At 44.5% G+C, this 20,161-nt stretch carries 21 protein-coding genes and 1 pseudogene; 12 read left to right on the top strand and 10 right to left on the bottom strand.

Annotation, left to right across the window (positions count from 1 at the left end; all coding sequences use genetic code 11):
* Positions 1 to 35 precede the first annotated feature (35 nt).
* The 8 genes from QUA04_RS03355 (at position 36) to ssuC (ending at position 8,764) form a co-directional block, all read left to right on the top strand.
* Positions 36 to 1,100, top strand: coding sequence for a sulfonate ABC transporter substrate-binding protein (locus tag QUA04_RS03355; RefSeq protein WP_333253753.1), 1,065 nt, complete (start codon positions 36 to 38; stop codon positions 1,098 to 1,100).
* A gap of 24 nt (positions 1,101 to 1,124) precedes the next feature.
* Positions 1,125 to 2,828, top strand: a complete 1,704-nt coding sequence (locus tag QUA04_RS03350) for a fumarate reductase/succinate dehydrogenase flavoprotein subunit (RefSeq protein WP_333253751.1) — start codon at positions 1,125 to 1,127, stop codon at positions 2,826 to 2,828.
* A 336-nt stretch (positions 2,829 to 3,164) separates the two neighbouring features.
* Entirely contained in the window at positions 3,165 to 3,392 is a 228-nt protein-coding gene (locus QUA04_RS03345; protein WP_332959817.1) for a 4Fe-4S dicluster domain-containing protein, read from the top strand.
* A 32-nt stretch (positions 3,393 to 3,424) separates the two neighbouring features.
* Positions 3,425 to 4,399 (top strand): HEAT repeat domain-containing protein, encoded by a 975-nt coding sequence (locus QUA04_RS03340; RefSeq protein ID WP_333253749.1) that lies wholly within the window; start codon positions 3,425 to 3,427, stop codon positions 4,397 to 4,399.
* Positions 4,392 to 5,504 carry an Mrp/NBP35 family ATP-binding protein gene (locus QUA04_RS03335; protein ID WP_333253747.1) on the top strand — a complete coding sequence of 371 codons (1,113 nt, stop codon included), beginning with the start codon at positions 4,392 to 4,394 and terminating at the stop codon, positions 5,502 to 5,504. Before QUA04_RS03340 ends, QUA04_RS03335 begins: the two co-directional genes overlap by 8 nt.
* A 194-nt stretch (positions 5,505 to 5,698) precedes the next feature.
* Entirely contained in the window at positions 5,699 to 6,781 is a 1,083-nt protein-coding gene (locus QUA04_RS03330; RefSeq protein ID WP_333253744.1) for a sulfonate ABC transporter substrate-binding protein, read from the top strand.
* 22 nt (positions 6,782 to 6,803) lie between these two features.
* On the top strand, positions 6,804 to 7,982 hold the full coding sequence (ssuD, locus tag QUA04_RS03325) for an FMNH2-dependent alkanesulfonate monooxygenase (protein WP_333253743.1): 1,179 nt from the start codon (positions 6,804 to 6,806) through the stop codon (positions 7,980 to 7,982).
* Positions 7,979 to 8,764, top strand: coding sequence for an aliphatic sulfonate ABC transporter permease SsuC (ssuC, locus tag QUA04_RS03320; RefSeq protein WP_333253741.1), 786 nt, complete (start codon positions 7,979 to 7,981; stop codon positions 8,762 to 8,764). Before ssuD ends, ssuC begins: the two co-directional genes overlap by 4 nt.
* A gap of 103 nt (positions 8,765 to 8,867) precedes the next feature.
* On the opposite strand, the gene QUA04_RS03315 is transcribed toward ssuC, so the two are convergent.
* The 5 genes from QUA04_RS03315 to QUA04_RS03295 form a co-directional block, all read right to left on the bottom strand.
* On the bottom strand, positions 8,868 to 10,076 hold the full coding sequence (locus QUA04_RS03315; RefSeq protein WP_333253739.1) for an acyl-CoA dehydrogenase family protein: 1,209 nt from the start codon (positions 10,074 to 10,076) through the stop codon (positions 8,868 to 8,870).
* A gap of 63 nt (positions 10,077 to 10,139) precedes the next feature.
* Positions 10,140 to 10,961: a class I SAM-dependent methyltransferase gene (locus tag QUA04_RS03310; RefSeq protein ID WP_333253737.1), complete on the bottom strand. Its 822-nt coding sequence runs from the start codon at positions 10,959 to 10,961 to the stop codon at positions 10,140 to 10,142.
* Positions 10,962 to 11,145: 184 nt separating this feature from the next.
* Positions 11,146 to 11,898: an ABC transporter ATP-binding protein gene (locus tag QUA04_RS03305; protein WP_333253735.1), complete on the bottom strand. Its 753-nt coding sequence runs from the start codon at positions 11,896 to 11,898 to the stop codon at positions 11,146 to 11,148.
* Positions 11,899 to 11,950: 52 nt separating this feature from the next.
* On the bottom strand, positions 11,951 to 12,778 hold the full coding sequence (locus tag QUA04_RS03300; protein WP_333253733.1) for an ABC transporter permease: 828 nt from the start codon (positions 12,776 to 12,778) through the stop codon (positions 11,951 to 11,953).
* Between the two features lie 136 nt (positions 12,779 to 12,914).
* Positions 12,915 to 13,961, bottom strand: coding sequence for an aliphatic sulfonate ABC transporter substrate-binding protein (locus tag QUA04_RS03295; RefSeq protein WP_333253731.1), 1,047 nt, complete (start codon positions 13,959 to 13,961; stop codon positions 12,915 to 12,917).
* Positions 13,962 to 14,251: 290 nt separating this feature from the next.
* Between QUA04_RS03295 and QUA04_RS03290 the strand changes: the two genes are divergently transcribed.
* The 3 genes and pseudogenes from QUA04_RS03290 (at position 14,252) to QUA04_RS03280 (ending at position 15,685) form a co-directional block, all read left to right on the top strand.
* Positions 14,252 to 14,644 (top strand): carboxymuconolactone decarboxylase family protein, encoded by a 393-nt coding sequence (locus QUA04_RS03290; protein ID WP_333253728.1) that lies wholly within the window; start codon positions 14,252 to 14,254, stop codon positions 14,642 to 14,644.
* 36 nt (positions 14,645 to 14,680) lie between these two features.
* A pseudogene (locus QUA04_RS03285) lies at positions 14,681 to 15,067 on the top strand (2-oxoglutarate and iron-dependent oxygenase domain-containing protein); the annotation flags it as partial.
* Entirely contained in the window at positions 15,053 to 15,685 is a 633-nt protein-coding gene (locus QUA04_RS03280; RefSeq protein WP_333253790.1) for a 2OG-Fe(II) oxygenase family protein, read from the top strand. The pseudogene QUA04_RS03285 and the gene QUA04_RS03280, both read left to right, overlap by 15 nt.
* 280 nt (positions 15,686 to 15,965) lie before the next feature.
* Here the strand turns inward: QUA04_RS03280 and QUA04_RS03275 are convergent, their stop codons facing one another.
* From QUA04_RS03275 to ssuE, 4 genes are all read right to left on the bottom strand, one after another.
* Positions 15,966 to 16,193: an EF-hand domain-containing protein gene (locus tag QUA04_RS03275; RefSeq protein ID WP_172190219.1), complete on the bottom strand. Its 228-nt coding sequence runs from the start codon at positions 16,191 to 16,193 to the stop codon at positions 15,966 to 15,968.
* Between the two features lie 66 nt (positions 16,194 to 16,259).
* Complete coding sequence (locus tag QUA04_RS03270) at positions 16,260 to 16,418, bottom strand: tyrosine-type recombinase/integrase (RefSeq protein WP_333253725.1); 159 nt, start codon at positions 16,416 to 16,418, stop codon at positions 16,260 to 16,262.
* 126 nt (positions 16,419 to 16,544) lie between these two features.
* Positions 16,545 to 17,576, bottom strand: a complete 1,032-nt coding sequence (locus QUA04_RS03265) for a sulfonate ABC transporter substrate-binding protein (protein WP_333253723.1) — start codon at positions 17,574 to 17,576, stop codon at positions 16,545 to 16,547.
* Positions 17,577 to 17,609: 33 nt separating this feature from the next.
* Positions 17,610 to 18,167, bottom strand: coding sequence for an NADPH-dependent FMN reductase (gene ssuE / locus QUA04_RS03260; protein ID WP_333253721.1), 558 nt, complete (start codon positions 18,165 to 18,167; stop codon positions 17,610 to 17,612).
* A gap of 541 nt (positions 18,168 to 18,708) precedes the next feature.
* Here ssuE and QUA04_RS03255 point away from each other — a divergent pair.
* Positions 18,709 to 19,527 carry an ATP-binding cassette domain-containing protein gene (locus tag QUA04_RS03255; RefSeq protein ID WP_333253719.1) on the top strand — a complete coding sequence of 273 codons (819 nt, stop codon included), beginning with the start codon at positions 18,709 to 18,711 and terminating at the stop codon, positions 19,525 to 19,527.
* Positions 19,528 to 19,624: 97 nt separating this feature from the next.
* Here the strand turns inward: QUA04_RS03255 and QUA04_RS03250 are convergent, their stop codons facing one another.
* Positions 19,625 to 20,134 carry an N-acetyltransferase gene (locus QUA04_RS03250; protein WP_333253717.1) on the bottom strand — a complete coding sequence of 170 codons (510 nt, stop codon included), beginning with the start codon at positions 20,132 to 20,134 and terminating at the stop codon, positions 19,625 to 19,627.
* Positions 20,135 to 20,161 lie beyond the last annotated feature (27 nt).

Genomic DNA, 20,161 nt, shown 5'->3' with positions numbered 1-20,161 from the left:
TAAAGTTACTCTCCATCCCTTTCTTGTTGGCATTTATGTTGATTAAGCTGGCAGAAACCCACCTCTTAGGCATTTTGAGCTACTGCCGCCAAATTTTCCTTTTTCGGAGAGTTCGCAGTCTTTCCCTGCTATTTGCAACCGGACTCGGCTTGAGTTTGGTAGTGGCGGCTTGTTCTCCTACCGCTACCACACAGGGCACGGCCACTGCGAACACCTACGCACCTCCAAAAAGCATTACAGTTAGCATCGGCTACCAAAAATCTGCTACCGTTCTCAACGCCCTCAAAACCAAAGGTGACTTAGAAAAAGCCTTAGCAGCCTCCAAATCTTCTGTAAAATTTGTAGAATTTCCTGCTGGGCCTCCTCTATTAGAAGGAATGAACGCAGGCAGTATTGACTTTGGCTACACAGGAGAAGCACCACCAGTCTTTGCCCAAGCTGCCGGAACACCATTAGTTTATGTTGCTTACGAAACGGCAAATCCTCAATCTGAAGGTATTGTGGTTCCCAAGGATTCACCCATACAAACTATTGCCGATCTTAAAGGCAAAAAAGTTGCTTTTGCTAAAGGATCTAACACTAATTACCTCTTAGTTAAAGCCTTAGAATCTGCTGGACTTAAATACAGCGACATCACTCCAGTTTTTCTCAAACCAGCAGATGCCCGCGCCGCTTTTGAAGGCAGAAATGTTGATGCTTGGGCGATTTGGGACCCCTATTTAGCAGCCGCAGAAAAAACCGCCGGCGCGAGACTTATAGCAGATGCAACAGGAATCGCTGCCAATCGAGGTTACTATCTTGCCCGCAAGAGTTTTGTGGACGAACATCCTGAGATTTTGAAACTCATTTTAGATGAAGTCAAAAAGGTAGATCGATGGGCGGCCGACAATCCCGTAGAAGTGGCTAAATTTCTGGAGACGCAATTAGGGATAGAAGCCTCCGTGTTAGAAGTGTCTGAAAAGCGACGCAACTATGGCGTTTTTCCCCTCAGCGATGAAGAGATTGCCGGACAGCAACAAATTGCTGATACCTTCCAAAAACTGCAACTTATTCCTAAGCCCGTCCAAATTAAAGAAATCGTTTTGAAAGATGGTAAGTAGCGTCATTAGCCAGGAGAAATTAACGTGAATACTCAATGGATAAAAACTGATGTGCTTGTAATTGGTGGCGGTACGGCTGGCACAATGGCTGGCATCAAAGCTAAACAGGCAAATCCTGATAGCGAAGTGCTGATTTTAGAAAAGGCAAATATTCGCAGAAGTGGTGCGATCGCAATGGGAATGGACGGTGTAAACACAGCCGTCATTCCCGGCCATTCTACACCAGAACAGTACGTTCGCGAAATTACCCTTGCTAATGACGGCATCCTCAACCAAAAAGCCGTTTATCAAACTGGAAAATTAGGCTATGAAGTCATCCAAGAGTTAGAAACTTGGGGAGTAAAATTTCAGAAAGATGCCCAAGGTAACTACGACTTAAAACAAGTTCATCGCGTCGGCAAATATGTGTTGCCAATGCCCGAAGGCAAAGACCTCAAACAAATTTTAACCAGACAGGTAAAACGCCACAAAGTTAAAGTTACCAATCGAGTAATGGCAACCCGCGTTTTAGTTCAAGCAGGACGCGCTACTGGAGCCCTTGGCTTTGATGTGCGAAGTGGCGATTTTGTAGTAATTCAAGCGAAAGCTGTCATTCTTTCTACAGGTGCTTGTGGTCGTTTAGGACTACCCGATTCCGGCTATCTTTATGGCACCTATGAAAATCCGACTAATGCCGGAGATGGCTATTCAATGGCTTACCACGCTGGAGCAGAACTCACTAACATTGAGTGTTTTCAAGTCAACCCGCTAATTAAAGATTATAACGGCCCTGCTTGCGCTTATGTCGCCGGTCCCTTCGGTGCTCACACTGCTAATGCCGAAGGTCATCGCTTCATTAGTTGCGATTATTGGAGCGGTCAAATGATGCTGGAAATCTGGAATGAATTACACTCTGGTAAAGGCCCAATTCAATTAAAAATGACTCATCTCGATGAAGATACTATCGCTGAAATAGAGTCAATTCTTTGGTCAAATGAGCGGCCGAGTCGAGGTCGATTTCACGAGGGTAGAGGGGAAAATTATCGTGATCACGGCGTTGAAATGCACATTTCTGAAATTGGGCTATGCAGCGGGCACAGCGCCTCTGGTGTTTGGGTGAATGAAAAGGCAGAAACAACTGTACCCGGACTCTACGCAGCGGGAGATATGGCAAGCGTTCCTCATAATTATATGATCGGGGCTTTTGTGTTCGGTAGAATAGCAGGAACTAATGCCATTGACTACATCCAAAGTTTAGATTATGTCGAGCCGGACGCTGATTTTTTGGAAGCAGAAAAAGCGCGGGTTTATGCACCTTTAAAGCTGCCCAATGGAATCCCTCACACGCAAGTAGAATATAAGTTACGGCGCTTAGTGAATGATTATTTACAACCACCCAAAGTTGGAAACAAAATAGAGATTGGGCTGAAAAATTTTGTCCGTTATCAAGAAACTCTACAGGAAATGGGCGCTCGCGATCCTCATGAGTTAATGCGCTGCATGGAGGTTCACTTTATTCGAGACTGTGCGGAAATGGCCGCGAGGGCTTCTTTGTATCGCTGTGAGACTCGTTGGGGGCTTTATCATTATCGGCTAGATTACCCTGAGAAAAATAATGAAGAGTGGTTTTGCCATGTTAATTTGAAAAAAGGGGAATCAGGAGAAATGAGCTTGTTTAAGCGTCCAGTTGAACCTTATATTGTGGAGGTTGATTTACATAAAGAGGATTATAATGTTGTAGCGCGTTGAGTTATAGTAAGATTAGGTTATTTGTTCCCGTCATTGGGATCAATAACACTAAGATTACTATACATTCAAGTGGGATGTAAGATATTGTCGAGTTGATTTATTTGTAGATAGAGAAGATATTGTAGAGTGCGTCAGTTCTAAATAATTTGTGAGTTCTACAAAACTTTGGATCTAACGCACCAGGCTCCTATAATAAGTTGTTTAAATGCTAGACAGCTTATTGTAGAGGTGAGTTCTCGTCACTATCTTTGATTTCTCACTATCATATCCATAAACTCACTCCATCCCACTTGACAATCGGATAACTCTATTCACCATTAACCATCGCACCTAACTATGGCTTTAATTACACAACGAGTTGATGTTCCAGTCACCGTAGATGAGTCTAAGTGTTTGGAGAAGTGCCAGGTATGCATTGATGTTTGTCCTTTGGATGTACTGGCCAAAAATCCAGAAACAGGGAAAGCTTACATGAAATACGATGAATGTTGGTTTTGTTTGCCTTGTGAAAAAGAATGTCCAACTAATGCCATAACGGTTAAAATTCCCTTCTTGTTGCGCTAAGTTTTTCTATTTTGTATAGAGTGTAAAAATTCATGATTGCTGAGAATGATAGTGAATTAAATCAATGGCTAGAAATGCTGCGATCGCCCGAACTAAGCGAGCGCCTTGTTGCCGTTAAAAATTTACAATATTTGGGTGATGAAGAAGCTACAAATGCCCTACTTCTCGCCCTGTCCGATGAGAGTGTTGCCGTTCAAAAAATTGCCATCTCTGCCCTTTGGGAAATTGGCAATCCTGTGGTCATTCCTGCTTTTATTGAGTGTCTAGGTTCCGCTGATGCCGATATTCGCCAAGAAGCATTATCTGCATTAAATGAATTAGTTTCACCAACTGACTTACGACAACTACTAGATGCACTTCACCGCGAAAATGTTAATATCCAACTCAATATCTTAACCTTGTTGCGGAAGATTCACGATGCTCAGTCTTTACCCGATATTTTACCATTTTTTGCATCCGATGTTCCTGAATTGAGAGCAACAGCAGTAACCACTCTCAGCTATCTCAATCAGGTCGAAAAATGTCCCCAAGCTTTGGCTTTAATATCTGATACAGATTTAAATGTTCGCCGTGCTACGGCTTTAAGTTTAGGACATTTAACAGATCCAGAAGTCATCTCAATTCTGTGTCAAGCACTCAAAAGCGATACTGACTGGCAAGTGCGACGAAATGCAGCTAAATCTTTGGCAATTCATGCCGATTCTGCGGCAATTTTGGCACTGGAAACAGCGGTAAGTGACGAACACTGGCAAGTTCGCAAATTCGCGCTACAAGCGTTGCAAAAAATTCCCGATGAACGAGTCATGCCTGCTTTGATTAGAGCCTTAGCTGATGAATATTCAGATGTGCGGAAAGAAGCTGCGATCGCCCTCGGCAATCTCAGCAATCCTGCCGCGATGCCTGCGCTGCAACAATCTCTGGACGATCCCGATAAAGAGGTTACTATTTTCTCTCAAAAAGCGATTCAGAAAATTCAAACATTACTGCAAAATTCCCAAAATGGTTGATTCTTCCTCTTTACCAAAAACCAACTCACATTTACCCTCAGAAAATCCCAATTCTGTGGAAAAATTACGACATCAAGAAGTTGTCAACTATCTCAAACAAGTCATCGAACCCACACTCAAAAATGATATCATCACTTTGGGAATGGTGCGAAATTTGCGAATTGTTGAAAATTACATTTATTTGCGCCTTTATATTGGAGGGCATCAGCAAGAGTTACCAAAAATAATTGAATCTGTTTTATCGCCTGTAAGCTGGTGCAAAAAAACTTATATTCAAACTTGCACCATAGCCAACGTGCGAACTACCTTGGCTATTTCTAGCGGCAAAGGTGGGGTGGGAAAATCTACAACGGCTGTGAATTTAGCAACAGCGTTAAAATTACAGGGAGCCAAGGTAGGCTTGCTTGATGCTGATGTTTACGGCCCCAATATTCCTCAAATGTTAGGCTTAGGACAAGCCGATGTAGAGACAATTAATACTGCTAAAGGTCAGAAATTTTTACCCCTGGAAGCACAGGGAATTAAAGTGATGTCAGTGGGTTTATTAGCCGAGCCAGAACGTCCTTTAGCATGGCGAGGCCCAGTTCTCCACAAAATTATTACGCAGTTTATTCAAGATGTAGAATGGGGCGAATTAGATTATTTACTCATTGATTTACCCCCCGGTACCGGAGATGCTCAAATTACCATTGTGCAAGAAAGTCCTATTTGTGGAGTGATTCTCGTTACTACGCCGCAACAAATATCTATTTCAGATGTCCGTCGCAATATTTATATGTTTCGCCAAGTAGGGGTTCCAGTGCTTGGGATTATTGAAAATATGAGTTATTTAATCTGCGATCGCCATGCAGAACCGATACAAATTTTTGGTAGTGGTGGGGGTAAACAGTTAGCAGAAGAACTTCAAGCACCCCTCCTTGCCCAAATTCCTATAGATCCGCGCATTTGTGCGGGAGGTGATACAGGAAAACCCCTAACAATTGCAGATCCGAACTCGGCGGTATCTCAGGTTTTTATGCAGATAGCAGCAGGGCTAAATGCTACTTTTTCTCCTGCGAGTGCAACTGATATATTGCCCGCGAATATTAATCATGTAAGTAACTAGAGAAGGAATACAAACAAAAATCTACAGAATGTGCTTGCATTTTTGAAGCCATCTGTGGAATAATAGGAGCTTGTCAGACTTAACTACGGTATACCGCTCGATTTATCGTAGTATGCTCATCAATAATGATTAGCTCAGCTTTTGCATGGTTATTACGTTGCTTGGTTTTCCGCACTTAAATTCAGGAATAGACAATGTTAACCCCATTGAAAGAAAACCGATTTTCAGGCAGATTGAGACACCTTTGGAGCAAACTCAAACATAGTTCTATCAAGACCTTTGCTTTGCTTTTTGCATTTGGCTTCAGTTTGAGTTTGACAGTCTCAGCCTGTACTCCTACTCAGCAAACAAATACAACTACTGCCCCGACTTCTGCTGCCACATCGGTGGCTAGTTCTAACTCACAACAGAGCAATGTAATTCGGATTGGCTATCAAAAATATGGAACTCTAAGCATCCTTAAATCACGGGGAAGTTTAGAGAAGCGTTTGGCCTCCCAAAACATTTCTCTACAGTGGCTTCAATTTCCCGCTGGTCCTCAATTACTAGAAGCTTTGAATGCAGGCAGTATTGACTTTGGTCATACAGGAGAAGCACCGCCTATTTTCGCACAAGCCGCTGGCGCACCATTGGTATATGTTGCTAACGAGCCTCCTAATCCTAAAGGCGAAGCTATCTTAGTACGGAAAGATTCTCCCATTCAAGATGTGGCTGGGTTGAAAGGCAAAAAAGTTGTATTTAATAAGGGTTCAAACGTGCACTACCTAGTAGTAGAAGCATTAAGAGCAGCCGGATTAAAATATAGCGACATTCAGCCTATTTACTTGCCACCAGCAGAGGCGCGGGCAGCTTTTGAACAAGGTAGCGTTGATGCTTGGGCGATTTGGGACCCGTTTTTTACAGTAGCGAAACGAGCTACTGATGCTCGCGTTCTTAAGGATGGAGAAGGGCTTGTAGCTAATCGGGAATTCTATCTAGCTGCTAAACCTTTTAACGACCAATATTCTGACCGGACTAAGGCAATTTTAGAGGAACTTCAAAAAATCGATGAATGGGCGGCGACTCAACCAACTGAGGTCGCAAAACTGCTATCTCCCGCTCTTGGTATTGACGTTCCCACTTTAGAGGAAGTGGCACGGAGACGGCCTTACGGCGTGCAGCCCATTACAGCGGAAGTCATCACTTATCAACAAAAAGTTGCTGATACTTTCTTGGATTTGAAGCTGCTTCCCAAACAGATCAAAATTAGTGAATTGGCTCAGGTAACTAAACAATAAATAGTGATGGAGACTAAGGCAAATGGAATTATTTTGGTTTATCCCAACTCACGGAGATGGACGGTATTTAGCGAGCGGAATTGGAGGGCGATCGGGCAGTTTTTCCTACTTAAAGCAAATTGCCCAAGCCATTGACCATTTAGGATTTACGGGCGCTCTACTTCCGACTGGACGCTCTTGCGAAGACGCATGGGTAGTGGCTTCTTCCCTCATGTCTGTAACGGAAAAAATGCGTTTTCTAGTAGCAATTCGTCCGGGATTAATGTCTCCGGGGGTAGCAGCACGGATGGCCGCAACCTTTGACAGATTATCTAACGGGCGCTTGCTGATTAATGTGGTTACGGGCGGCGATCCGGTTGAATTAGCTGGAGATGGAGTGCATCTGAGTCACGACGCACGTTATGAATTGACTGATGAATTCTTGACTGTTTGGAGGGCAATGCTTGAAGGAAGTAACTCGACTAATCTGCGAGAGCAAGAAGTAGATTTTAGCGGTGAATATCTTCAAGTTAAGGGCGGAAAAGTTCTATTTCCACCTGTACAAACTCCTTATCCTCCGTTATGGTTTGGGGGTTCGTCGCCAATCGCACAACAAATTGCAGCAAAACATATTGATGTTTATTTGACTTGGGGGGAACCGCCGCAACAAGTGGCAAAAAAAATTGAAGCTGTAAAAAAATTAGCAGCAGAACAGGGTAGGACTGTGCGGTTTGGGATTCGCCTTCACGTCCTTGTACGCGAAACGGAAAGCGAGGCTTGGGAGGATGCAAATCGATTGATTAAATATGTCGATGAGGATGCGATCGCGGCCGCCCAAAAAGCTTATGCCAGAATGGATTCTGAAGGGCAAAAGCGGATGACAGAACTGCACGCAGGCAACCGCGAAGCTCTAGAAATTAGCCCCAATTTGTGGGCGGGAATTGGGTTAGTAAGAGGCGGTGCCGGTACTGCCTTAGTGGGAGATCCCGATACCGTTGTCGAGCGAATATTGGAATATTCCGAATTGGGGATTGAAACTTTCATTTTTTCCGGTTATCCCCACTTAGAAGAAGCGTATCGAGTCGCTGAATTGCTATTCCCCCGCTTGCCGCTGAAGAACCAACCGACTGTAAATCAACCGCAAATGTTTAGTCCTTTTGGCGAAATTGTTGCCAACGAAAAGTTTCTCCACCAACAAGTTATTCCTACGAGTGCGTCATGAATAAAAAATGGCTCAACAACCCCTATTTTCAGCAGGTAATCCCCTGGATTGTCCCAATGCTACTGATTGTTAGCTGGCAATTATTGGTGCAGGTGGGTTGGCTTTCCACAAGAGTTTTACCCGCCCCAACAGGTGTTTTAAGTGCAGGAGTTAGATTGGCAATTACCGGGGAACTGTTTCACCATATCGGAATTAGCGCTTGGCGTGCCGTCGTTGGTTTCATCATCGGCGGAGGAATTGGTTTGACTCTTGGTTTCGTCAATGGTCTGGTTCCAATCGCCGAAAAGCTGCTAGATACTTCTGTACAAATGGTTCGTAATGTTCCCCACCTCGCCTTAATTCCCCTAGTGATTTTGTGGTTTGGAATTGGCGATCCAGCTAGATTGTTTTTGGTAGCTTTGGGTGTGTTTTTTCCAATGTATATCAATACATTTCACGGCATCCGCAGCGTAGATGCCGGATTGATTGAAATGGGAAAAGTTTATGGCTTGAGTGCCACGTCTCTTTTGTGGAAAATTATTTTGCCTGGGGCCTTGCCTTCAATTTTGGTAGGTCTGCGATATTCATTGGGGATTATGTGGCTGACGCTGATTGTCGCAGAAACAATTGCTGCGGATTCTGGTATTGGTTACATGGCAATGAATGCTCGCGAGTTCTTGCAAACTGATGTTGTGGTGTTGAGCATTATTATGTATGCTTTGTTGGGTAAGTTTGCAGATGCGATCGCCAGAAAGTTAGAAGAGAAATGGCTGGCTTGGCATCCCAACTATCAGCCCGCTTAGGTTGAAAAAATAAGCCATAAGAAAGAAAGATGAGAGTGTCCCATTTTTCTTTCTTAGTTCCTCTAGAAATGCTGTCCCTCACGCTCTGCTCAGTTAGTGTTTTTTACGTATAAAAGCTGGGATTGGGGAGCTGATCGTTGAGTACCCAGTTACCCAGATCGTGAATTTTATAGTCAACAGAATCATGTAGCGTAAACGTTCTCAGATTACGCCAGTAGCGATCGAAACCATATTTACTGGTGGTAGCACGCGCCCCCATCACTTCAAAAATGCGAGTAGTCACATCTAAACCTATTTTTGTGGCAGCAACCTTTGCCGTTGCGATCGCGATCGCGCATTTTCCACGTTCTTCTGTTGTTAAATCTATGCCTTTTTCCCAAGCTGCTTGCACAATGGCGGCGGCTCGCTCCGTCAAACTGCTAACCGCTTGCAGATCGACCCACATTTCTCCGTAGTGTTTCAGAATGTAGGGATCAAGCGTCACACTAGGAGCATTGGAAGTCAACCAGGGTCGTCCTTGGGTACAAGTATAGTCTTTGGCAGCAGCAAATGCTCCTTCCGCAATACCCAAATAAATATGGGCAAGATTTATTTGCGTCAAACAAGCTCGTAAAGTACGGAAAGGAATATCAGCACGGGTGCGATCGCCAAACACTTCCGAGTCATAAACGCGCACTTGGTCGAAACTAATACTACCGCTATCGGTTTGGCGTTGCCCCATATTATCCCAATCGTCATGAATTTGTATTCCCTCTCTTTGACTGGGAATTACAATAATTGCGAGTTCGGAGGTATCTTGATGAACCGCAGTTATGGGTAAGATATCAGAATCTTTAGAGCCAGAGCAAAAGCTTTTTGTCCCGTTCAGTAAAAAGCCTGTACCATCAGGAGTTAAAGTCGCACGGCGATCGAGGGGATTGAGAGCATTGCACCAAAACCAATTGTTTGTCACCGTATCTTTGTAGAACTGCGCTTTGCGCTCCTCCGTGCCAAAAAGATGCGGGATAACAACCCCTAAATGGTGATAGGAGTAAACATGGGCTAGAGAACTATCAGTCTTTGCCAACTCGCGGGAAATTTGGAGTGCAGTAATCCACGTTTCGCCAATACCGCCATATTCTTTAGGAATAATCAAACCGAGTAAACCGCTAGAACGAATGCGATCTCGTTCATACTTTGGCGTACCGCCAACACGATCTCGTTCGATGGCAGTAGCAGCAAATTCTTGAGCCAGCGATTTTGCGATCGCTACATAATCTTGCTGGCTGTCTTGTTGTGTTGTGCTTTTCGAGTCTACAAGGGATATTTTCATATTGATGATACAAAATTGAGGGAAGTAATGAGGTACAAATGATTTAGGATTCCTATAGGTTGGTCAGTCCTTAAAACCCAAGTAAACAGAAATCGGTACATCTTCAACAAACTGACCTGAAGGTTCTGCACTGAGAATTGCTGCTTTAATTTCCGCCTCAAATACGGAAGTATCACCGTTAAAGTAATCACGACGGCAGTAAGCGGTGGAGTAGAGATAACCAATAAAATTATCAATCGTCCAGTGTTTTTGAAAGTCAATCTTATGGCGCTTAATCCGAACGAATGGCGATCGATCCAAAACTTCTAAATCTGACTTGTAGAGCAAAGGAACGCTACTCGATCCGACACGCCGCTCTTCTCCTAGCCACCGTTTGATTGTAGCTAGCACATTTTGTGCCCAAACAGAGTCATTTGACCAAATATCTTTTTCAGTTTGAATAATCGCTATCCCACTATTGGCGTTACTGGTGCGATCGAGCACATCGTAACTGCGCTGTAGCACCAGTTCTTGATCCATCCAATGAAAAGCACGACCAATGGTGACAAGGGAAAACGTACCGATTGCCAGGGAAATATTTTCTGCTAAATCCCTTACCCAAGCGATATTTGAAGCATGAGCCAGTTTAGCTTCTTGCTTGGCAACTTCGAGCATTTCTGGATCGGGATCGATACCCAAAACAGATTGAAATCGATCGTGTAAGGCGATCGCTACCAAGCCAATCCCACAGCCGAGATCGAGAAGCTTGCCTTGCCCATCTAATTGAAATTCCTGTGAGATTAAATCGTAAAGAGCATTTGGGTAGCGCGGTCGATATTGCAGGTAATAAGAAATGGCTCCTTGAAAGAGAGTGGGATCGTAGCTTGGGAGTAGTTTAGCAGTCATGATTGAAGTCCTGTTTTGCTCAGTTAGGATTTAGGTTTTGAGATAGCTGCTTTGATAATGATGGGTTTGGGCAACAATTTTATTCACTATCATATAGAAATTGTTACATCTTTAAATTTATGGAATTTTCAAATGAAACCTCCTCCTTCTTGATTAGATATTAATTGCGATCTATGCCTGGGATTTAAACCTCTAAAGGAAGAGTTTGCGTATTGGATAAATCCAAGGTACTCAATAATTTTTCTTTCCAATATTGCAAATCGCGATCGGTACGCCTGCGGGGACGGGGAAGATCGATATCTAGCTCAAGATGAATGCGTCCAGGGTTGCCACGCATAACGATCGCGCGATCGCTTAAAATCAGTGCTTCTTCAACATCATGGGTGACAAGAATCATGGTCTGGCGATCGGATTGCCAAATTTCTAACAGACGATCCTGTAATTGCATTCTAGTAAAGGAATCGAGAGCACTAAAGGGTTCATCTAGCAATAAAATAGAAGGATTAGTAACAAGGGCACGCGCGATCGCCACCCGTTGAGCCATTCCTCCTGATAGTTGGCGTGGCAGCAAACGAGCAAAATCTTGTAATCCAACCTTAACTAGAGCATCACTTGCCCGTCCCTTGCGTTCATCCTTCGGTAAATGATGCAAACCAAACTGCACATTTTCCCAGACGGTTAACCAAGGCATCAGCCGAGGTTCTTGAAATATTACACCAATTTCTGGATGAGGTTTGTTAATGCGAATATCGTCAATTTGCACATCTCCATAAGTTGGCATATCTAATCCGGCAACGATACGTAAAAGTGTACTTTTGCCGCAACCACTCGTACCAATTAAACTAATAATCTCGCTACGATTAACAGTTAAATTAATAGACTCCAACCCTACAAAGCCATTTTTAAATCGCTTATGTAGTCCTTCGATGAGTAGCATATATGTTTCCTCCTTGGCGCTTTGAATGAATGCTTGAAATTAATGCTTTGAACTAATGGTTGGAAGCGTAAACATCCTGCCAATGGAGTAGCCAATGCGATGCAATGCCAATAATTGAGTCAGTCACTTTTCCGAAAATCGCAAACAAGAGAATGCTGGCGAGGGTGATGGCGGGTCGTCCAGTCGCTTGCCCGTCGATCAATAAGAAGCCTAAGCCCTGACTGGCTCCCATCAATTCAGCCGCCACGACAAACATCCAGCCCAAACCCAAGCCACTTCGCAAACCGACAATGTAGGCAGGCAATGTCGCGGGCAAGAACACACGACTGATAAGCTGCCAATCATTAAGTCTATAGATTTTGCCAACCTCAACCAATTTGCGATCGACATTGTGAATGCCGCTCATGAGATTTAAGTAAACGGGGAAAAAGACTCCAACGGCAATCAGAGCAATTTTAGAAGGCTCATGAATTCCCATCCAGAGGATGAATAGCGGCACCCATGCGAGGGAAGGAATGTTGCGGAGTGACTGCAAAAGTGGATCGAGTAAATCGTGAATTAGGCAAGAATAGCCTGTTAATCCTCCTAGAATAGTGGCAAAAAATGTACCAATCAAGAAGCCAACGAAAACCCGATAGAGTGTAATGCCGATGTGCTGCCAGAGTTCCCCGGCTACACCGAGTTTCCAAACTGTTATGACAATAGTTGAGGGAGCAGGTAACAAGTTAGGAGCAACAAAGCCAAACCTAGACAGACTTTCCCACGATATTAAGAGAAAGACTGGCAAGAGCAAGCCTTTTGCTCTGCCTAGACGACTGAGAAGTTGCCAAATATTACCTGTTTGTGCGCTTGGTATTGCGATCGCAAGTCTTTGTTCCATAACTTAGTGTTTGCTGTTCTGCATAGATAGCTTTGGGGCGGAATTAAAAATTAAAAATAATAATTTTGCATTTTTAATTTTTAATTTTTAATTTTCTGAGCTGCGTTGGTCTATATCCACAGCAGATGTTTTTTACTTAGGATTTAGCAACCTTTGCCACATACTGCGGATCGATTAAATTGTTAACTACTGTACTGACATCAACGGAATTCTCGATCACGCCGCTTTTTTTCAAGACATCCCCAGCAGCACTAATAACGGCTTTTTGTTCGTCACCAATCGATGAGTTTGAGAGATTGGTTCGCTCCTCTAATTGTTTAGTTGCTACCGCTTCTGTCAGCTTCGATGCTTTAATCACCACTTGCTTGAGTTCACTAGGATTTGCGATCGCCCATTTCCGTGCCTTCTCATAGGCGGTTAGCACTTGACTAACTTGTTCAGGATATTGTTTGGCAAATGCCTCGCGGACATTCAAAAAGCCTTGACTAATTAGTTTGGGATCGCGGAAGAAGAGTTTCGAGCCTTTTTCTACTTCTGTCTGTGCCATAAATGGATCGAGACCAGCCCAGGCATCGACATCGCCTTTCTCAAGGGCAGCTTTACCGTCAGCGTGGGGCAAAGGCACAATTTCCACATCTTTGGTAGTCAAACCGACTCGATCCAAGGCACGCAACAAGAAAATAAACGGATCTGTGCCGCGCGTTGCTGCAACTTTCTTGCCTTTTAGATCGGCGACTTTTTGAATGGAAGAATTTGCCGTAGTTACTAATGCTGTCCATTCGGGCTTCGAGTAAACGTAAATAGACTTGATGGGATTGCCATTGGCTTTGGCAATCAGTGCCGAAGCACCAGAAGTCGAGCCAAAGTCAATGCTGCTGCCATTGAGAAACTCTAATGCCTTGTTACTACCTTGACTAAGCACCCATTCCACTTTGATATTGGTTTTGGCTAAGTCTTCCTCCAGCCAGCCTTTCTCTTTCAGCACGAGACTGACAGGATTGTAGTAGGCATAATCTAAACGTACTACCGCAGGAACTGCCGTAGGAGATGAGCCTGGCGATGCTGCTGTAGTGTTAGTTCCAGGAGAGGAAGAATTACAGGCATTGACTAATAGCGATAGAAACAGCCCAGAAATAAAAAATAGCAGTAACCTGCGTCTGGCAATGGCAAACCACTTGCTCATGATTCGTCTCCTCAACTCCTTGCTAAATGTCTCGTTTAATTAGGACTTACGTAGTTTATACTATAAATCGATTGGTTTGCCGTAGTATAGCTGAATTTTATCTTACAGCAAGGCACACTCAAGATCAATGGTTAAAAGACCAACTGGACTGTTGGTGGTGCTATGGGCAACTCCCTTGCCAATATGGCCGCGCTCAGTCAGCTTGATTAGCAAGGGGCGGTTAGCTGTTTTTAACAGGTGAGTCGCTACTATGAATTAGTGCTTTTCACGATCTCACCCTTATTGCAACTATGAGCCATTTGATTGAATACGAAGACGCAAATGATGAAGTACGCGCCGTGTATGACGACATTCGCGCGACACGCAAAACGGAGTACATCAACAACTTTTGGAAAGCGATCGCCAACCATCCGCCTACCCTGCAACGTACCTGGCAGAATGTGAAGGAGGTGATGACGGGTCCGGGAGAACTCGATCCCCTGACCCGCGAGTTAATCTACATTGCTGTCAGCGTTACAAATGGTTGCCCATACTGCATTTCATCTCATACAGCCGGAGCGCGAGCCAAGGGAATGGGTGATGCCCTATTTGGGGAACTGATGGCGATCGTGGCAACCGCAAACGCTACCAATCGACTGGCTAATGGCTATCAAATTCCGGTGGATGAACAATTCAAAGTATAAAAGGCTTTCAATCTTAACCAGCTATAATCCATCTCTATGGCAACTGAATTAACAGTAGATGTTTCTCAGATTCCGGTTATCGATATTAGTTCGCTGGTATCGGATAATCCCGTAGATACAGTTGCAAACCAAATCCGGCAAGCTTGCCGCGACACAGGTTTTTTTTACATTGTTGAGCATGGTGTAGACCAAGGCTTACAAAACCGTTTGGAGCAACTGAGCCGTCAGTTTTTTGCTCTAGATTGAGAAACCAAAATGCAAATTCGGATGGCGCTGGGAGGTCGGGCATGGCGCGGCTACTTTCCGGTTGGAGGTGAACTGACGAAGGGTAAACCAGATTTGAAAGAAGGAATTTATTTCGGATCTCAATTGAATCAAACCCATCCGGCTGTTCAAGCGGGCGTTCCCATGCACGGAGCAAACCTGTTTCCAGATATTCCTCTTTTTCGCGAAACAATACTAGAATATCTGGCGGTGATGACTCAACTGGGTCACGCAGTAATGGCTGGAATTGCCCTGAGTTTGAACTTAGAAGCATCTTACTTCCGCGATCGCTATACGACAGATCCCCTGATTTTATTTCGCATCTTCAACTATCCACCACAAACCAATCCGCAAGGGCAATCCTGGGGAGTGGGAGAGCATACCGATTATGGTTTACTCACGATTCTCAAGCAGGATGATTTAGGTGGGTTGCAAGTGAAGACAAAATCAGGCTGGATTGATGCTCCGCCGATCGCCAACTCATTTGTTTGTAACATTGGCGATATGCTCGATCGCCTCACAGGTGGACTTTATCGCTCTACTCCTCATCGAGTCAAGAATGTGTCGGGACGCGATCGCCTCTCATTTCCATTCTTCTTCGATCCCAATTTCAATGCTGAACTCCACCCGATCGAAATCAAGGGAGCGATCGTCGATGACAACAAGAACGAACGCTGGGATAAAGCCAGCGTTCACGAGTTTCGCGGCAGTTACGGCGATTATGTCCTCAATAAAGTTGGAAAGGTTTTTCCCCAATTGCGCCAGGAAGTTTTGTAAACAGTCACCCATTGGTGACAAGTTAAGGCTCAAAGCCAGTTGTCAAGGGGATTTTCGGAGGTAGCTCAAAGAAAAAAGGTTTTCCACTGCCGACATTATAACTCTAATGTCAACTGGGGCTTAAATCCCTGCCAGAGGAAAGGATAAGAAGCAAGTTCTTATCCTTGGTAGTCAGCGATCGCTTTTTGCCCTATAACTACTGCAACTATTACCAGGGGAAGACACTCATCCACTTGGATAAATGATTTTATTTCAATCGCTGCTGGCTAGGCGATCGCGCTTATTCTAAATTCCCTGCTTTCTTAACAGCTTGTTTCAAGTCTTCAAAGGTAATATTACCCTCTTCATCTCGATACGTCGCTAGCAGTTCCGCGGGGCTAGTACCTGTTTCTGCTAAAATGACTGCATTTAACCCAGGACTTAAAAAAAGCTCATTACTCGATATTTTGCCATCTTGATCGCCATCCAAGGCATTAAAAAGAGATTGAAGCTCTTGCTCAGTTGCCATAATTTTCTATTTGAATTAGTTTTTTCAATTCAATATCCCATAATGTTGAAAAAGATGCAAGGAAAGTTATTTTTTACCCTGGCAGATACAAGCTGTTGCTGTCGTTTGGGCGTGTGCGTGTAGATACCTGGAAGTAGTCGCTACCGATTCATGCCCTAACGTCTGCTGCACCAAATGAATCGGCGCGCCCCTGTCTAGTGAATGCGAAGCGTGGGCGTGACGCAACCAATGGGGCTGACCTTTCCTGTAATCCCAGCGCGGTTCCCCAGCATCGTCTTCCCCCCGCTATTTGGAAGGTAGAAGATATCAGGTGTTTTGCTTTATCCAACATTTACCCACAAGCGGGGATTTTTAATTACCTGGTTTCCAAACTACTTCTTCAACTTTGAGCTGCTTGGGAATTAAGCCGAGTTCAAAAAAAGTATCCGCAATTTCCTGTTGCTCGGCCACCATATCAGCTTGGATCGGTTCAAATCCATAACTCCGCCGTCGAGTCACTACATCTAAGATAGAAACATCAATTTTCAGAATGGGAGCGAGAATCTTGACTACTTCTGCGGGATTCGCATCAGCCCAAGTCGCTACTGCTTGAGTTTCTTCTCTAATTGCGTCAATGATTTTGACATTCGGCTGAGCAAATGAGCGATTAGCTAAGTAAAAATCTCGGTTAGCTGCTAGTCCTTTACTATCTTTAATAACACGAACATCTCTTGGCGCTTCAGCTGCTGCATAAAACGGGTCCCAAATTACCCAAGCATCTACGTTACCTTGTTGGAAGGCAGCTCTGGCATCGGCTGGTGTCAGGTTGGCCGGCTTAATTTCACTCCATTTTATCCCGGCGGATTTCAATGCTTTTGCTAGCAGGTAATTGGCGCTTGAACCTTTTGTAAAAGCTATTTTCTTACCCCGTAAATCTGCAAGGGTTTGAATTGCCGAATTAGCAGGAACTAAAATACCTGAACTGCGGTCTTTGGGGGCGCTACCGCCAATGTAAAGCAGGGGTGCGTTAGCAGCCTGGGCAAAGACTGGAGGAGCGTCCCCGGTGCGGCCGATGTCGATGCTGCCGGCGTTTAGCGCTTCCAACATCGGGGGGCCGGACTGAAATTCTTTCCACTCAACGGATATGCCTAGAGGCTGCAAGCGTTTCTCTAACCCGCCTCTGGCTTTGACTAGCGTGAAGGGGTCTAATTTCTGATGGCCGATGCGGACTACCTGAGCTTGAGCTGCTGCGGAGGAAGCGGCGGGGCTTGCAGATCCCGTAGGGGTGGGAGTATTGCAGGAGGCGATCGCCCAATTTAAGCTGATTCCCAATAGAAATAGCGCTGCTAGGGAAAGGTGCGATCGCCATAATTGAGCAAGGAATGAAATCAGTCTTTTGAGCATAAACAATAATATTGTTTGTTGGTAACTTTCCGATCACAGACTTCCAACTAATTCGGGTTTGCCAGTTTGCAGGGCACCAACAAACTCTTGCAACTGCGCTCGCAATCCTTGTTCTGTTTCCTCTTCAAGTTGTACGCTTGTTTCGTCATAACTTTGGATCTGCGTGTCTAAAACATAGACACCAGCCAAGATATGACTAGCGCCCAGCTCGGATAACACGGGTTTGAGGGCGTAGTTAATTGCTAATAAGTGACCCAGGGTACCTCCGGTGGCGATGGGGAGAATAACTTTACCAGCTAAACTCTTCTGCGGGAGCAAATCTAAGTAAGCTTTGAGTACGCCTGTGTAGGCTGCTTTGTAAACAGGTGTGGCGATGATTATGCCCTTGGCTTCTACTACTAAATCATTGACTGCTTTTAAGTCTGGGTTCGCGAATTGTCCGTAAATTAATACCTCTGGCGGGAGATCGCGGACGTTGATAGAGGCCGTACTCAGTCCCTCTTTCTCGACAGCGCGGCGGGCGTATTCCAGCACCGCAAAGGAGCGGGATGGATGAGACGGGCTACCTGCGATCGCAACAACATTAGGCATTTAATAGTCCTCCTATTTTTGACTCATTTAAAAATGAACGATTTACGGAATCGCTCATAATTACGGTAACTCTGTAGGTTTACCGTAATTTATAGATAGTAAGCTAGCACGGTCAATTTTAAAAGGCAAGTAAGTGGAGATGTAAAGCTTGATAACTCTGATGCAAATTTTGCGCGATCGCGAATCTCGGGGGGAATTAACTGTCAGGTTTTTTCTCCCAAATACAGCATAATCCCACCGGACTCAAAAACAGAACCTTTACAGGAACAGGGTTTGCTTGTTCTGAACAATTATTTATCAAAGCCGCAGAAGTTGGGCGAAAAATTATCTTGCTTTTTGTAGATACCTATGCAATAATCATGTTTAATCCAAATCTACTATAACTCGACTGATTTACAGTAGATTAAATTTAGAAATGCTAATCTCCTCTTCACCAGCAGTGGTGAGGAGGAGACGAATTGGCATTTGCTCAACAGCCACCTTTGAGAGCGAAAAAGGTTTTTAGCCTGTAGCATAGAGCGCGATATGGAGGTTTTTTAGAATGGAATCAGCAATCTCAGGAATAGGTCTAGAATTAGTACAACTCCAGAAGTCATTTGGAAATATTAAAATTTTGCGGGATATCAACATAGAAATAAATCCCGGAGAATTTGTAGCAATTGTAGGTCGCAGCGGATGTGGCAAAAGTACCTTACTGCGCTTAATCGCCGGACTAGAAGTTCCCACTCAAGGCACTGTCTTTCTAGATGGAAAGGCGTCCCGCAAACTCAACTCTAAAGTGACAATGATGTTTCAGGATGCACGGCTACTACCTTGGCAAAAAGTGGTGGCAAATGTGAAATTAGGGCTACTCACGGCCAAAGAAAACACGCACTACAAAGCGATGCAAGTCCTTCACGCCGTAGGGCTTGGCGATCGCGCCAACGATTGGCCGGCGGTACTCTCCGGCGGTCAAAAGCAGAGAGTTTCTTTAGCAAGAGCCCTTGCTTGCGAACCTCATTTACTGCTGCTTGATGAACCCCTCGGCGCGTTGGATGCTTTGACTCGCATTGAGATGCAGCAATTGTTAGAAAATTTATGGCAAGAAAAAGGATTTACCGCGCTACTGATCACTCATGACGTAGAAGAAGCAGTGCTGCTAGCTGACCGAGTTATTTTAATAGAAAATGGTCAGATTGCAATGGACTGTTCTATTGATATGCCACGACCGAGGCAGAGAGGAAATGCTCTATTTGCTGCGAAAGTAGAGGCGATTTTGCAGCGCGTTATGGGTCAAAAAGAAAGTAGCAAAGATGCAGAGAAAGTTGCAATAGGTAGGTACAAAAAACCCAACTATGTAAAGATAAGTAAATACGGATAACAGATCTACCAAGGTAACTCAGATATGGGCGCTCGTTTAAGAATATTTCTGACTCGCGAGCTCTTCGTCAGCGAATCTGATGCACCGGGATTTGATATCACTCGCATAGACTAAACTCCGATCGATACTTCACCGTTCCGCTGCAATCCTGCAAAGCTCCACTTTCTAACTCCAACACCATAAAAGCCTCATCGGGCACATCATATTCACATCTCAAGCCCTTCCTACTAGCAGGAATGAATCCAAAACGCGGATAGAAATCTGGATGACCAAGCACAACCACTGCCTGAAATCCCGATCGCCCGCACTCTTTTAAACCTTCCTGAATCAGCAGCGTTCCTATACCTTGCCGCTGATAGTTGGGTAGAACTCCGAATGGCGCCAACCCCTGAATCGACAAATTCCTAGAACATTTTCCTTCCACGACAACCGGACTGAAGAAAATGTGTCCGACAACGCGATCGGATTGTACCGCAACGAAGGAAAATGTAGATGCAATTCCCCGCAATTTATCGACTAAGTTAGCCTCATTTTCTCGCCCGAATGCCGCAATATTAATGTTGCGAACAGCTTCTACATCTTCTGGATTTTCGGTGCGGATATCCATAGCTTAGATTAATGGTTGTGCGGCAGC

Source organism: Microcoleus sp. S13_C5, from assembly GCF_036700845.1.
GTDB lineage: Bacteria > Cyanobacteriota > Cyanobacteriia > Cyanobacteriales > Microcoleaceae > Microcoleus.
The sequence above is the reverse complement of the archived record's forward strand: the minus strand, read 5'-3'. Positions and strand labels throughout refer to the sequence as shown.